Annotated in this window: 14 protein-coding genes; 4 read left to right on the top strand and 10 right to left on the bottom strand. The window is 56.8% G+C overall.

Annotation, left to right across the window (positions count from 1 at the left end; genetic code table 11):
- Nucleotides 1-10: 10 nt before the first annotated feature.
- Nucleotides 11-937, bottom strand: coding sequence for a DMT family transporter (locus tag HOP44_RS06990; protein ID WP_172251917.1), 927 nt, complete (start codon nt 935-937; stop codon nt 11-13).
- Nucleotides 938-1,114: 177 nt separating this feature from the next.
- On the opposite strand from HOP44_RS06990, the gene HOP44_RS06985 reads away from it, so the two are divergent.
- Nucleotides 1,115-2,650: an aminotransferase-like domain-containing protein gene (locus HOP44_RS06985; RefSeq protein ID WP_343059801.1), complete on the top strand. Its 1,536-nt coding sequence runs from the start codon at nt 1,115-1,117 to the stop codon at nt 2,648-2,650.
- Here HOP44_RS06985 and HOP44_RS06980 read toward each other — a convergent pair.
- The 6 genes from HOP44_RS06980 to HOP44_RS06955 all read right to left on the bottom strand — a co-directional run bounded on the left by HOP44_RS06980 (nt 2,647) and on the right by HOP44_RS06955 (nt 9,590).
- Nucleotides 2,647-4,452: an ABC transporter ATP-binding protein gene (locus tag HOP44_RS06980; RefSeq protein ID WP_172251914.1), complete on the bottom strand. Its 1,806-nt coding sequence runs from the start codon at nt 4,450-4,452 to the stop codon at nt 2,647-2,649. The two genes, HOP44_RS06985 and HOP44_RS06980, sit on opposite strands and share 4 nt — an antisense overlap.
- 231 nt (nt 4,453-4,683) lie before the next feature.
- Nucleotides 4,684-5,634 (bottom strand): MsnO8 family LLM class oxidoreductase, encoded by a 951-nt coding sequence (locus HOP44_RS06975; protein WP_172251912.1) that lies wholly within the window; start codon nt 5,632-5,634, stop codon nt 4,684-4,686.
- 125 nt (nt 5,635-5,759) lie between these two features.
- Nucleotides 5,760-7,166 (bottom strand): deoxyguanosinetriphosphate triphosphohydrolase family protein, encoded by a 1,407-nt coding sequence (locus tag HOP44_RS06970; protein ID WP_172251910.1) that lies wholly within the window; start codon nt 7,164-7,166, stop codon nt 5,760-5,762.
- A 175-nt stretch (nt 7,167-7,341) separates the two neighbouring features.
- Nucleotides 7,342-7,875 (bottom strand): hypothetical protein, encoded by a 534-nt coding sequence (locus HOP44_RS06965; RefSeq protein ID WP_246369675.1) that lies wholly within the window; start codon nt 7,873-7,875, stop codon nt 7,342-7,344.
- Nucleotides 7,876-8,072: 197 nt separating this feature from the next.
- The gene (locus HOP44_RS06960) at nt 8,073-9,089 is read right to left on the bottom strand and encodes a peptidoglycan recognition protein family protein (RefSeq protein ID WP_172251908.1); all 1,017 of its coding nucleotides are present in this window, start codon (nt 9,087-9,089) and stop codon (nt 8,073-8,075) included.
- A 39-nt stretch (nt 9,090-9,128) separates the two neighbouring features.
- The gene (locus HOP44_RS06955) at nt 9,129-9,590 is read right to left on the bottom strand and encodes a phage holin family protein (RefSeq protein ID WP_343059832.1); all 462 of its coding nucleotides are present in this window, start codon (nt 9,588-9,590) and stop codon (nt 9,129-9,131) included.
- A 588-nt stretch (nt 9,591-10,178) separates the two neighbouring features.
- On the opposite strand from HOP44_RS06955, the gene HOP44_RS06950 reads away from it, so the two are divergent.
- The gene (locus tag HOP44_RS06950; RefSeq protein ID WP_141448844.1) at nt 10,179-10,421 is read left to right on the top strand and encodes a type B 50S ribosomal protein L31; all 243 of its coding nucleotides are present in this window, start codon (nt 10,179-10,181) and stop codon (nt 10,419-10,421) included.
- Between the two features lie 207 nt (nt 10,422-10,628).
- Here HOP44_RS06950 and HOP44_RS06945 read toward each other — a convergent pair whose 3' ends face one another.
- From HOP44_RS06945 to HOP44_RS06935, 3 genes are all read right to left on the bottom strand, one after another.
- Nucleotides 10,629-11,528, bottom strand: a complete 900-nt coding sequence (locus HOP44_RS06945) for a hypothetical protein (RefSeq protein WP_172251904.1) — start codon at nt 11,526-11,528, stop codon at nt 10,629-10,631.
- The gene (locus tag HOP44_RS06940) at nt 11,525-12,061 is read right to left on the bottom strand and encodes an RNA polymerase sigma factor (RefSeq protein ID WP_246369673.1); all 537 of its coding nucleotides are present in this window, start codon (nt 12,059-12,061) and stop codon (nt 11,525-11,527) included. Before HOP44_RS06940 ends, HOP44_RS06945 begins: the two co-directional genes overlap by 4 nt.
- Before the next feature lie 108 nt (nt 12,062-12,169).
- Nucleotides 12,170-12,673 carry an ArpU family phage packaging/lysis transcriptional regulator gene (locus tag HOP44_RS06935; protein WP_172251902.1) on the bottom strand — a complete coding sequence of 168 codons (504 nt, stop codon included), beginning with the start codon at nt 12,671-12,673 and terminating at the stop codon, nt 12,170-12,172.
- Nucleotides 12,674-12,938: 265 nt separating this feature from the next.
- Here HOP44_RS06935 and HOP44_RS06930 point away from each other — a divergent pair, with 265 nt between their 5' ends.
- Together HOP44_RS06930 and HOP44_RS06925 are read left to right on the top strand one after the other, a co-directional pair.
- Nucleotides 12,939-13,346, top strand: a complete 408-nt coding sequence (locus HOP44_RS06930) for a helix-turn-helix domain-containing protein (RefSeq protein WP_172251900.1) — start codon at nt 12,939-12,941, stop codon at nt 13,344-13,346.
- A gap of 71 nt (nt 13,347-13,417) precedes the next feature.
- Complete coding sequence (locus HOP44_RS06925; RefSeq protein WP_172252970.1) at nt 13,418-13,831, top strand: ImmA/IrrE family metallo-endopeptidase; 414 nt, start codon at nt 13,418-13,420, stop codon at nt 13,829-13,831.
- Nucleotides 13,832-13,941 lie beyond the last annotated feature (110 nt).

The raw sequence follows: 13,941 nt of genomic DNA, 5'->3' as shown, positions 1-13,941 counted from the left end.
CTAGTACGGTTCAGGGATCGCTTCGGAGGGTTCGATCGGCTTTGCGCAGCCGCAGCAGCGAACGCATCGGCACCCAATTGGTCAGCAGCACACCCGCCAACACGACGCACGATCCGACCGCCGCATTCCAGTGCAGCGCTTCTCCGGATAACTTGGCTCCCAAGGCCAGAGCAATAAACGGCGAGACGTAGAGCCAGGTCGTCGGAAACACGGGATGTGTGCGCGATACCAGCCAGTAGAACAGCGTATGCCCCGCCATAGAGCCGATCAGCGTCAGATACAGCAGCGACAGCAGCGCCTGGGACGTATCGGCGAGCGCAAGAGGTGCGCGTTCCGTCAGCAGCGACAGCAGAAGCAGAAGCCAGCCGCCGTGCATCATCTGGGCCGCATTCAGCGCTACGGGCGAAGCTTCCGGGAATTTGGCGCTTGCATGCTTTGCCAGCAGGGCTCCGGCCGCATAGCCGACTTCACCTGCCACGACCACCAGTCCCGCGAGCAGCCATAGGCTTCCGCCTTCGTTCTCCGCTCCGGGCAGAAGCAGCAGCGCCACGCCGGACGTACCGACCAGCGTGCCGGTCAGAGCCAGCCGGGGAATGCGGATCCGGGAGACGCCCGCCTGCAGCAGCAGAATAAAAGCCGGCCCGGTCGCAGAAAGCACCGATGCGAGTCCGGACGAAATATACTGTTCCGCCCAATAAAGCGCCGCGAAGGTGCAGAACGTCAAGCCGAACCCGGTAAATAGCGTTTCTTTGCGCAGCAGCAGCGAGAATCCCGCTTTGCGCCTGGCCGCCATCCACAGCATCATCAGCAGGCCCGCCGCGAAAAAACGGACTCCGGCACCGAAGAAAGGCGGCAGGCCCGCTTCGACACCGAGTTTGATCGCCAGAAAAGTCGTTCCGAAAATCAGGCACATGATTAAATAGCCCAGCAGGATCATCTGTTCTTCCTCCTTCGTTTGTTTTATTGTAGAAGGAAGTCGATAGAACAGATGACGGATAACAGAACAGATGATGAACCGCATTCCGCCTTATCGGCTAGAATCGGTGCAGGCTGGATAGGCGACAAAGAACGTTCGGGACCTCCGTGCCCGTACTTTACAAAAGGAGAGTTGGCCGTGCTTCGATATTCCGACCAAGAATTGCCTTCAACCTACAGTTCCGAATCCGGCAGACCGCTTGGGAAGACCGCTTCCGCGGCGCCCGTATCTTCAAGCGGGCTGGCCGCCGACCTGCGTATGCGTATCGCGCGCGGCGACTGGCTCGAAGGCGAGAAGCTGCCTTCCGTACGCCGGCTGGCCGAAGAAACCGGGCTGCACCGCCTGACGGTGTTCAAAGTCTACGGGATGCTCAAAAATGAAGGGTTGATCGAAGCGCGCGAAAAATCCGGTTATTATCTGACCGTTCCGCGCAAATCGCTCGAACCCGGATTCGGCGGCATGTATAGCGCTCCGCCTGCGAGCGGCGTACCGGAAACGGATTTCCCGGTTCCGGCCCTGCTCGGCGAACTGCACAGTCTGGACTGCCGCTACCAGTTCTCCCAGGCGCTGATCGATCCGCTGCTGCTGCCCAACTCTTATCTGGCCGAACATGCCAAGCAGGTATTCGATCGGTATCCCCGGGTGCTCGGTACCTATGCCCCTTTGCGCGGCGACGAAGAACTGCTGCATGCGCTGCAGACTTATCTGGCCGCGGAATGCGGTTTTCAGCCGGACGAACAAGAGCTGCTTGTGACAGGCGGTGCGCAGGAAGCGATTCATCTGGCCTGCGAAGCACTGGTCCGCCCCGGCGATCCGGTACTGATCGAACAGCCGAGTTACAGCGTGGCGATCGAGATTTTCCGGCATCGCAATGCCCGAATCCTGCCGGTCGATATCCGGCCGGACGGTTACCGGATCGACGAGATCGAAGCGCTCATGCGCCGTCATCGCCCCGTGCTTTTTTATATAAATCCGACTTTCCATAATCCGACCGGCTGGTGCGTCCCTTCCGAGCAGCGCAAACAGCTTGTCGATCTGGCGGAAACCTACGGCTGTATCTTGGTTGAAGACGATGCTTTTCGGGATATTCATTTTGGTTCGCCGCCTCCGCCGCCGGTCTACGGTTACGATATGTCGGGGCATACGATTTATATCCGGAGCTTCAGCAAATATGTGTTTCCCGGTCTGCGCATCGGCTGTGCGGCCGCAAGGCCGGATCTGATGCGGCGCCTGCTGGCCGCCAAAGCCCGCAGCGGCGGCGGAACTCCCCTGCTGAACCAGAAAGTGTTCGTTCATCATTTCCAGTCGGAACGCTCGCGCCGACATCTGCACAAACTGCGTACCGCGCTTCAGCTTCGCAAGGAAGCGATGGAAGCGGCGCTGAACGACTCCGGTTGGCGATGGCAGTCGCCCGAAGGCGGACTGAATCTGTGGGTTGAACTTCCGGAAGGAATCGAGCCCGAACGGCTGCTGGCCGACGCTCTGAATACCGGAACCGGCGACGACAGCGTATCGTTTGTGCCGGGCTCGTTCTTCGACCCTTCGGGCCGGCCGGACCGCCATATCCGCCTTAGCTATTCGCTGCTCAACGAACGCCGGATCGCGGAAGGCATCGGGCGGCTGCGGGCCTATGCGGAGCTGCAGCTCTCCCGGAATGCCCGGCTTCTGCCTTAAACGACCGCTGCAGCCGGTTCGGACTGCTCTTCCCGCAGCTGCGCCCGGTACAGCGCGCAGTATCGGCCTCCAAGCGCCATCAATTCGTCGTGCGTACCGCTCTCCGCCGCGCAGCCCTGCTCCATGACGATAATCCGGTCCGCTCCTTGTATGGTCGACAGCCTGTGGGCGATGACGAAAGTCGTCCGCCCCTGTTTCAGTTGATCGAGCGCCTTCTGTACTTTGCGTTCCGATTCATTATCCAAAGCGGACGTCGCTTCGTCGAGCAGCAGCACCGGCGCGTCGCGCAGCAGTGCCCGCGCAATCGCGATACGCTGCCGCTGTCCGCCGGACAGCCGGGCGCCGCGTTCGCCGATCTTCGTATCGAAGCCTTCCGGAAATTCCCGGATAAATTCGTAGGCTTCCGCCATGCGGGCCGCCCATTCGATCTCGTCCTCGCCTGCGCCGGGACGCCCGTCCGCAATATTGTCGCGGATCGTGCCGGAGAACAGATGCGCCTCCTGCGGCACCCAGGCAAAATAACTCCTGCGGCGATGCAGATCCATGTTTTCCGCCGATTCTCCGTTCAGCAGCAGCCGGCCTTCATTGGGCGGATACAGCCCGAGCAGCAGTTTGAACAGCGTCGTTTTGCCTCCTCCGCTTTCGCCGACCAACGCAACTGTCTCCCCGGCTTTGGCTTCCAGACTCAATTCTCTCAGCCCTTTGCTTTCTTCTGCGTTCTCTCCTTCGGAGGCATACGAAAAGCTCAGGTTCTCGATCCGCAGTTCATTCAGCAGCGGGGCTTTCTCGCCGTTCTCGCGCAGCTGCTCCGCTTCGGCAGGCGCATCGATCACCTCGAAGATCCGGTCCGCCGCCCCGAGACCCTGCTGCATGCTTGCCCACATGCCGGGCAGCGTCGTAAAAGGCATAACCAGATAATTCATCAGCTGAATAAAGGCCAACATCGAACCGACCGTGATTGAACCGACCTGGACCAGATAAGCTCCGGCGACGATAGCCCCTACGAACATCAGATTTCCCGCAAAAGCGCTGGACGCCGCGCTGCCTCCCTGGATACGGCCGCTGCGCAGTTCCCAGCCGAGAATGGCCCGGCTTCGTTTGACAAACGAGTCGAAGGTCCGGCGCTCCATGCCGTAAGCTTTGACTACCGACGGCGCACCGAATACGTCCTGCAAATACACGGTAGCTTCGCCGATCGCTTCCTGCTGTCCGGCCGCGCTCCGGCGCATCGCTTTGCCCGTCACCGCTCCGATCGCGATCATGACCGGCCCCATCGCAAAGCAGAGCAGCGCCATCGGCCAGCTGATCGTCAGCAGATAAGCAAACGCAGCCAGCGCCAGCAGCGGATTGCTGATCAGGCCAAGCAGCATGGTGCCCATCGCTTCGCCGACCGCCTGGTTGTCGCTCGTCATTCTGGACAGGAATTCGCCCGAATGCCGTTTGTCGGTATACCCCGCCGGCAGCCGCAGCACATGATGCAGCGTATCTTCGCGCAGGTCTTTGCGGATCGAAGCCGAAGCTTTCGTACGCAGCACCTGATCGATGTAGTGCACGATCACGTCGAGCAGCAGGATGCTTCCTCCGATCGCAAGGATAGTCGGCCATCCGTAAGGCGAACCGTAGACGGCCGCATCGGTCACCAGCGACAGGAACCAGGCGATGCCGAGACTGACCGCAATCTTGACCAGGGTTGCGGCGCCAAGTCCGGCATACAGCCCTTTGTAATTTCTTATGTACCCCGCCAACCGTGCAAAAGTCTTTTTACCGCCCGCTTCTGTTTTCCCTTTTTTCTTTCCGTTCATTTCGGTCGCCTCCGTTTCACTCTTTCTTATCCATTATAAGGAAACGGAGGTTATTGCGAATGGGGCGCGGGACTATATGTTTTCTACGCCTCGGGACGGAGCAGACTTCCGCAGCGGGGCGGAGAATAATGGCACAGAAAGGCCCACGGCAAAAAGCCCGATAGAAACGAAAGAAAAATCTTTCGTTTCTATCGGACCGTATTCGAATTCCTTTCCGGTCAGCTGCCCGTTTTACTCGGCAAGTCCGGCCGCTTCCGCGGTCAGCCGGAACGATTCCAGCCGATCTTCATACCGGATCGCCGGGCAGACGATCATGATCTCATCCGCTTCGTACAAGTCGCGGATCTCCAGCAGACGCTCGCGTACCCGCTGCACATCGCCGACAATCAGCGACATGCGGTCGTCGTTGCCTTTGAGCTCCGACCGGCCGACCGGAGATTCGGGAAACTGCGCCCGGAATTGTTCCGCCAGCGTCAATGCCTCGCTGTCGGTCGGCGCGCAGATCGCGTGCATTGCGACTATCACATGCGGCTTATCCCGATCCGGCGAAGGTACAAACGCTTCGCGGTAAGCCTGCACGATCTCCGGGCCTTCGCTGGTACTCATAAATTGGCCGAATGCGTAATACGCTCCGCAGGAAGCGGCCATATCCGCGCTTTTCGTATTTGTACCCAGCATCCACAGCTGCGGCGGCTGCGACGGATCGGGACGTGCCCGGACCGGTTCGCCGTCATAGCGGTAACTGCCGCCCATCAGCTCGCACAGCTGCCGGACCTTCTCCGGCATCTCGCCTACATGCGCGAGGAAATTGCCGCTCAGCGCCATCGTCGTATGCGCGTCGCCGCCCGGGGCGCGTCCAATGCCGAGATCGATCCGGCCCGGATACAAAGCCGCCAGCAGGTTGAAGCATTCCGCAACCTTGAGCGGACTGTAATGCGGCAGCAGCACGGCGCCGGCCCCGATCCGAATCCGGCTGGTCCGCGCGCCGATATGCGCCAGCATGACCTCGGGGGCCGTGCAGGCGAGCGAGTCCATCCCGTGATGCTCGGACAGCCAGTAGCGGCCGTATCCCCACGTTTCGGCATTGACTGCCAGTTTGGCCGATTGGGCGAGCGCTTCCTCGTCCGAGACTCCGCCGAGACGCGGCGACATATCCAGGATCCCCAATGTCAATTTCGTCATGATACCGTACCCCTTCCTTGGCGGCCGGATTTCTCCGGTCCGCAGCCGGTCTGTGCAGCCGCACCTGTAAGCTCTTACTTTATTCGACGCGGGATCTTCGTTTTCGTTGCGGAGCGCTGCCCGGCTTAATCGATATCGTAGATGGACCCGACCTTGAGTCCGTACAGTTCGTTATAGATTTTCTCGGCAAACATATCCGTCATGCCGGCAATGTAATCGACGACCATACGCTCCCACGTCCAGACCGGTACCGCCTGGCGCTGATCGCGCTCGAAGCGGTGGATCCAGTCGCCCGGAATGATCGAAGTGGCGGTGGACGGATCGACGAAAGCGTCCCACAGCCGGCGGATGATCCATTCGCTGCGTTTTTGCAGGCGCTGAACGCGAAGATCGCGGATCATGGTCACCCACGCAAAACTTTTGAGCACGCTCACCGTCCGCAGCATGTCGTCGTTTTCCGCGCCGTCTTTGACGAACGTGACCTTTTTCCAGCCGCCGTCGTCGATCACGCCCAAGCTGCTGACGAAATGGTTGACCCAATACGCTTTCACTTCGCGGCGCGTTCGGGAAAAGTCGCGGTCGCATACCGGCCACTTCGAATTCCAGGCCTGCAGGTAATCGTCCAGCACCGCGCCGACTTTCATGCTGATCGCTTCGCGTTCCATCCCCTGCCAGACCCGGTCTTCGAGCGTCTGGATTTTCTCCAGGATCAGACGGTGGGTTCCTTCGTCATGCATGAAATGTTCGTGGACCTCGATCTTGCCCGCCTTAATGCCGTCTTCCAAATCGTGCGCGGAGTACGCAATATCGTCGCACAGATCCATCAGCTGCGCTTCGAGCGTCGTCCGGCGTTCCGGAATGCCCCATTCTTTGCGGATGGCGGAAATATAGCCCCATTCGTTTCGGTACATGCCTTTTTTATTTTCAAGTCCGGAGAACGGATATTTGTTGATCCCCAGAAGCACCGCGTCGGACAGATTGAGCCCGTCGAGGTTTTCCCTTTTCTCCAAAAACATCATTAACCGAAAATTGTGCGCGTTGCCCTCGAAATGTTCGTAGCGGTAGCGCATCTCGCTGTGTTTTTCCCTTTTTTGCTCATTGGATTCTTTCTTGCCCCGGAGCGCTTTGCGCGTCTTCTCCTCGATCAGCTTGTCCAGAATATCCGCCAGCACTTCCTCGCCTTTGTGTCCGAACGGAGGATGACCGAAATCGTGCGCGATCGACGCGCATTCGACCACTTCCGGGTCCAGCACCAATCCCGGGCTGTCGGCGCGTTCCAGCGTGATCTCCGGATATTGGAACACGAGATTCTTCGCCGCCTGCCGCGCGATCTGCGCGACTTCGAGCGAATGCGTGAGCCGTGTGCGGTAGTAATCTCCCGTGCCTGCGCCGAATACCTGCGACTTGCCCTGCAGCCGGCGAAATGTCGGAGAATGGATAAGCCGCGAATAATCCCGTTCGAACGAGGACCTCGATGCTTCGTGTTTGTCTTCGGCATGCTGCCGGTGTTCTCTTTTATCCGTCAAACCCATATCTCTCCAGCCCCGCCCTTTCTGCCTGATGAATCAGTTGGAGTCGATTATACCTGTTTTCGCCCGCGTATAAAAGAGCTTGGGGCATCCGCTATTCATTATACCAGAGGCATCGCTTTGAATCCGGGAACGTTTGTACGGCAGCCTGCAAAAAATCGGGGACCGGCGGCCGTTTTCACTTTTTCAAAAACCGGCTTCGAACCGAAGGCAGCAGCGTCACGATCAGAATCGCAAGCCCCTGTCCCGTATAGAGCAGCTGCACGGCGGAAACGCGGTTCATCATATAGGTTTGAACGGCAATCCAGATGATCTGGCCGAATCCGACGTAGAGCGACAGTACCCAAACCGGATGCAGTTCGGCGCGGTACGGATTCACGGCTTCGGCTGCTGCCCAGCCGGGCCGGCGCCAGAGTCCGTAGGCAACCGCAAGCGGGAATAAGCCGAAGATCAGCAGCAGAAGAATGCCCGGGATCAGAAAGCTGCGGAAAAAGGCCCGTTCCAGCAGCGCAACGGGCATACCCATCGAGGTTCCGCCCGGATCGAAAATCAGCATCACGCCGCCGCCGATTGCGCCGAGGGCCAAGATCAGATGCAGGACGATGAGCAGGAAGACGGCGAACGGAGATTTGGGAGCGGCCGGGGTTGAAGAAGAATCGGAATTCGGGGCGAAAGCGCGCTCGGAAGGGGTGGGAAGTGCGGGATTCGGCATGGGCTGTTCTCTCCTTATGTATATGGGTTTTCTCAAGCTTAGCCTCTCTATCCGAATCCGCGCGCGGACAAGCGTCACAGAATCGCGCACCGTTTCAAACAAAGCCGCCGATCCCACGCAAAAAGGCAGGTCTTCCGCAATCGGAAGACCTGCCTTTGTTCGACGGACTGCCGCTTGAGCGGACGGATAAACCTTTTCTACTGTTCGGGAAGCCCTGCGGCCAGGCGAAGACGATTGGCCCGTTCGTGCGCGGAAGCGGCCGCTTTCGTATCGTCTGCCGCTTGGGCACGGTACCACGCAGGGGACAGCCAACGAAAAATCATCTCCTGGGCGTTGGATTTGTGCAGCTTGACGGCCTGCGGCAGCTTCTGCTGCCGCTCGCCGATTCCCGCCGCGGCACGCAGATTGGCGGCCAGCCGATGAAAATGCTCCGCTTCCGGCTGCTGATGCGAAGCGCGCGCGGCGGCCCAGGCAGGTCGCACATATTCGGCGATCAGCGACTGCGCGAGATCGGCGGACAGCGGCGTGAAATCCAAACTCGGCGCCGGGTTGGATGAACCGCCGCCCGCTTCGGAAGGGTCCGGGGTGCCCGCGCAGCCGCCGGAATTCCCTGCGCCTGCCGAAGCCCCCTGTCCGCCGTGCGGTACATGTGCCGGCTCCGCAAGTTCGGCCGTCACGTCGGCGATCAGCTCTTTGAGCGTTCTCCCGCCGGACTTAAGCCCGTTGTCGCAGTCGATTTTGCGCGCGGGATCCAGCTGCTTATGGCTCGGAATGAACAGACGGGGGTCTTTGTTCCATCTGGCGCAGCAGTAGGCCAAATACCAGGCGAACCGCTTGTACGCTTGTTCGAAATCGATGTTCCCGCCGTAGCACAGCTCTACGCCGAGCGCGGCATCGTTGGCGTTATAGCCGAACCGTTCGTTGTCGCTTGTCACATTGTAGAGGACATGCCAGGCTTTCTCGGCGGGGGCCTTATCCGTTCCGGCAGGGATGATTTCGAGAATCTTTTTGTCGTCGATGAACGTATGCGCCGAAGCGGAACGGTCCGTGAGCGCGTTGAAGTAGCGGTAATGGCTGTCTGCACCCGCGCCGGGATTGCCGGTATCGTGCGCAACAAAAAAAGCCGGCGTTCCGGTTGTCAGCCGGAGGCCGGGTCTGGTATTCGGGCGCTTGGCGATGTAGCGGCGCTCGATGGAATATAGATTTGTATTCATTTTTGATACTCCTTTCTTCATAGACCTGACATCATGCTTTTAAAAATCCGGCTTTTCGTAAGACTCTGGCATACCTTCGAAAGTTGAAGTAGTATTTTCTGTCTCCAGCGCTGCCGCCTCCGGCTGCTTACTTTCGACCAAATGTACATTTTCGTCCGAATTCGATTTGAATTGAAAAATCCGCACTGCACTATGCAGAAAATTTGGCATCGGCACACCCATTTTGCCCATATTTTCAATAACGGACATCAGCTCATTGGCCAGATAGAAAAAGACAACCGCATCACGAAAAAGATGCAGATCGCCCAAGACCCCATCAATCAGATGGGCAATTGCAACGATTGCGAAAACTGCCGCTTTGCGCAAGATACCGATAAACGCGATACGTTTCCTAATCTCTCTGCGCATCCACGCAGCCGTCCAACCCGTTGTCCAGTCGATTCCGACCAATACGAGAAGCAGTGCGATTAACATATTTATACCTCCTAACAAATAGTTGATTACAGCTTTCTACAATCAATACCTCCTTAGAGAATCGGCTCGCTGTTCCTAATCCCTTCTTTCGCTTCGATAAGTTCTATTTTTCGGGAGTACGAGTTTGAGCCATGACAAAAACGGCTGCCTGGCCCCGTAGGGCCGCACCCGTCTTTTCTGCGTGATTCCAGCTTCTTCGAGCTTTCGGCGCCCGGCCTCTTGCTCAACTTCCCGATGATACAATCTTACCGCCTTTTTCACCAAACAAAGACGGAGAAGCGTCCGGTTTTCGTCCGATAAACGGAGGGAAAAAGACGATCTTTCGGCGGGAAAAAGGCGGCCTTCGAGGCAATCCCCGCAGCCGCGCGGTTTCTTCGCTTTTTCCGGAATGCGAGCGACTTCGATTTCCGCCCTTTCCCGCTTAACTCCCTCACCTGTTTCTTCATCTATATAGGGAGGCTTACGCTGCTTGACGGACCGTTTATCACGACGGCCTATCTTCCTGTTGCATATTGTCACGATTTCTCTTAGAATTGTTTATTGTCAACACGCTTGCCCTATGCTACTATATAGTGTATGTGATTATTTATTATTTTAAGAAGGAGTTGAAAATAAATGAAACAAGGAATCCATCCGGACTTCCAACCCGTGGTATTCATGGACACGAGCACAGGGCACCAGTTCCTGAGCGCCTCGACTCGTAAATCCAACGAAACCGTAGCTTGGGAAGACGGCAACACTTACCCGCTGATCAAAGTGGAAGTTAGCTCCGATTCGCACCCATTCTTCACTGGCAAACAGAAAATTCTGGATGCCGGCGGCCAAGTTGAACGCTTCAAAAAGAAATACAACATGTAAGCTCAAGTCCGCTTAGCGGACTTCTACGACCAGGCAGCGGATTTTTCCGACGCCTGTTTTTTTTCGCTTTTTTCGGGAAAACCGCTTCGCGGCGGTTTTCCTGCGCCTGATTCCCTCGTCAAAAAGCCGCGTCTCCCGAATCGGGAATCGCGGCTTTTCGGTTTTTCGGAGTCAGGGGCCTTGGGGTTTCGCTGCATCGGTCGTCGCTTATTTCGCAGGTTCGTCGGAATTCGTACCCTCTGCCGGCGGCGACGGCTCCGGCCATGCCAGTTTATAAAGCGCCAGGAATCCTTCTTTGCCCGGCGTATCTTTCAGCACTTTCCATCCGTCTTCGCCTTTTTCCATCCGGATCGATCCTGTCATCGGCAGCGTCTCCTGTTCGCCGGAAAACACCAGATCGAGCGTATAGTCGAAGATGACCTCGCCGACTTCCACTTTTACGCTTCTCGTCGTCATCTTCAGATTTTCCACAGTCAATTCCGAGTCTGTGCGGATCGCCGCTTCATAGGGAATGTTGCCCGCCCGATTCGTAAAATAGCTCGACAAGAAGCTTTTTTCCGCATATACGGACAATTCGGCATGGCGTTTGTCGATCCAGTCGATCATACTTTGTTCACCATATTGAAACTCTTGTTCGAATACTTTCTTCTGGGCTTGGGTCACCGTCAGATCCTCACGTTTGAAATTTTCGGCGACAGCCCGAGCCTGGGTCTCGGCTTCCTTTTCGGACTTGGCAACCTCTTCTTCCGTCTGCCAGTTTATGCCGCCTCCCGTCTGGACGCCGCCCGGATCCGATCCCGGGGAGGCTTGGGTATACGCGGCTTTGGGCGCTTCTCCGTCCAGCCAACCCGCCGAGTTCGCTCCCCACAGACCCCCGAAAACGACGGCAGCCGCCAGAATAGAGCCTCCTATTTTCTTTCCTCTGCGTTTGGCCGATCCCTGTGTATGTTCCATACCTGATTCCTCCTTGATTTTGCGCATCTGCGCAAGCGTGGGTTCCGTACTCATCGTCCCCGGCTCGCGCGCCAATACTTCGTACCAATTCGGCCGACTGTTCTTCTCCGCTTCGTCTTCCCGGCGGTCTTCCGGCGTTTTGAATCGGTTCATCCGCGTTCCTCCTCTTTCATCATGCGATCGATCCGGCTTCTGGCACGCGACAGCCGAGATTTGTAGGTGCCTTCCGGTATTCCGAGCAGCCGGGCGCATTCCCGCGCGGTCATGTCGTAGTGCGCTTCCAGCAGCAGCGTTTCGCGAAGCTTGTCCGGCAGACGGAAGACCAGCTCCCAGACTTTTCGCTCTCCCGCTTCGGCCAGATACTCCTTCTCCGCCGAGGCCGCCGAAGCATCCGGCTCGATCTCTGCCGACGGAACGACGCGCCGCATAAAAGCCGAGCGTTTGTGGTTGATATACGTGTTCCGCGCGATACGCATCAGCCAGGTCTTGAGCGAAGACTCGTGTCTGAATCCGTCCAGCGTACGCAGTGCTTTGATGAAAGTGTCCTGGGTCAGATCGTCGGCGGCGAAACGGCTTCCCGTCATGAAGAAGAGATATTTCCACACCTCGCTCCAGTGTGTGCGCACGACGGTATCCGGGTCCATGGCCTCCATATATTCGCCGGAACCTTCTTTCGGTTTATCCATCTTCTCACCTCTTCTATACTTTATAGACAAGACAGAAGCGGGATCGTTCCCTTTTATGCTGAATAAAAAAGAATGTATCCGAAAAAGCGTTGCCGGCGCTTTCCTTTCCTATCTCCGCTTCTCCGGTTCGCGCTTTTTCCCTTCCGCCGCTTTGGCCAGCAGACCGTCCAATTCAAGCATCCCCGTCGCCGACAGCATCAGCGCCATTTTGTAGAAAGCGGCGGTTCTTACCTTGACGTACGTATCCTTGCTGACCGGCGGATCGAATACATGGTTGTATACCTTGTAATCGAATACGTCATCCTGCTTCATGTAACGTTCGCGCAGCAGCAGGCGTTCCCGCTCGTTCAACCGCTCGGCGATCCGCTCGATCCGTTCGCAGTAAGCGGCGCGGGCGGCGGGCATATCGACGTTGTATACAGCGGCGGCAGCGGTGGAATCGCTGGGCGTTCCCGTGAATCCGGAAGGCACTTCATTATAGGAAGAAGTAATACGGGCTTCCCTTTCCTCGAATGTAATCGTTTTGTACATCCGGTATTTTTCCATGGCTCCTTCGATAGCGGCTTGGGTCTTGCGGCGGTCAAGTTTCGGCAGATCCAATGCATGCTCCATTTTCCTCTCCCCTTATATTGTCTTTTGGCAACAAAATGATCAAAAAAATCCTTTTCTACCCCCATCCCTGTTCGCATATTGTTCGTATTTTTATTTTAACCTTACCACATTTTTTCCAAACACGTAAAGAGACAATTGTCATTTCCGCCTTTTGGCAATATTTCGGCAAACACATTTACCCGGCACCGGATATTGGGTATATTAAAAAGAGATGGAACGCCTCAGGGCGATCGGCCAAATTGACGAAGCGAGGAAGGGTGCGCACATGGAAAACCGGTTCGGCAGTTATTTGAAACAGGTTCGCGAACGCAAAGGCTGGAGCATCAACCGCCTGGCTGGTGCCGCGGGCGTCAGCACGTCGCAGATTTCCCGGATCGAGCACGGGCTCCGCGGCGTACCCAAGCCGCAGACGATCACCAAGATTGCCCAGGCGCTCGGCGTTTCGTACGAAGAAATGATGAATGAAGCCGGCTATCTGCACGATGCGCACGAGACTTCGGCTCCGGATTGGGCCACTTCTCGCGACAAGCGCGATTTCAAGAAGATGCTGGAAGAAGACGGCGAGTTGATGTTCGACGGCATTCCTTTGGACAAAGAAGACAAACAGCGGATCAAGGATGTACTGACCGGCCTGTTCTGGGAAGCGAAACAAATGAACAAACGCAGGAGTTAGAACGGCAGGCCGGTTCCTTGACTGTGCTGCGACAGACATTCCGCCAAAGGAGGACATGGACGGTGGACCCGATGAAGAAACTCGTAACCCGCCTGATCTGCACCACCCGCACAACCGATCCGTTCGCCATGGCGGAAGCGCTCGGTATTCATATCCGTTACATGGATCTCGGCAAGTCGACCAAAGGTCTGTATTACTGCAAGCTGCGCAGGCGTTTTATCGTCATCAACGAACAGCTGCCGGAAGAATGGCGCAATTTCGTCTGTGCGCATGAACTCGGTCACGACCGTCTGCACAAAGGCGTCAACCGTTTTTTTATCGAAGAACATTCATTTTTCAGCGCCGGCAAGCTTGAACGTCAGGCCAACCGCTTTGCGATGCTTCTGCTGACCAGCGGTACGGAACCGATCCCGGGCGAATCTTTCGAACATTTTCTGCTGCGGAGCGGTATTCCTGCGGATTGCGTTTATTTTTTTGCACATTGATCGAACATACGTTCCAAAACCCGCATAATCGGACGTAGGTCAAATTAACCATTTCCAGTTTTTTATATAAAAAAGGTAATGTTGGAGGACTTTTTATTCGATAATAGAAA

The organism is Saccharibacillus deserti (assembly GCF_013618475.1).
GTDB lineage: Bacteria > Bacillota > Bacilli > Paenibacillales > Paenibacillaceae > Saccharibacillus > Saccharibacillus deserti.
This window is presented reverse-complemented; position numbering and strand designations above follow the sequence as displayed.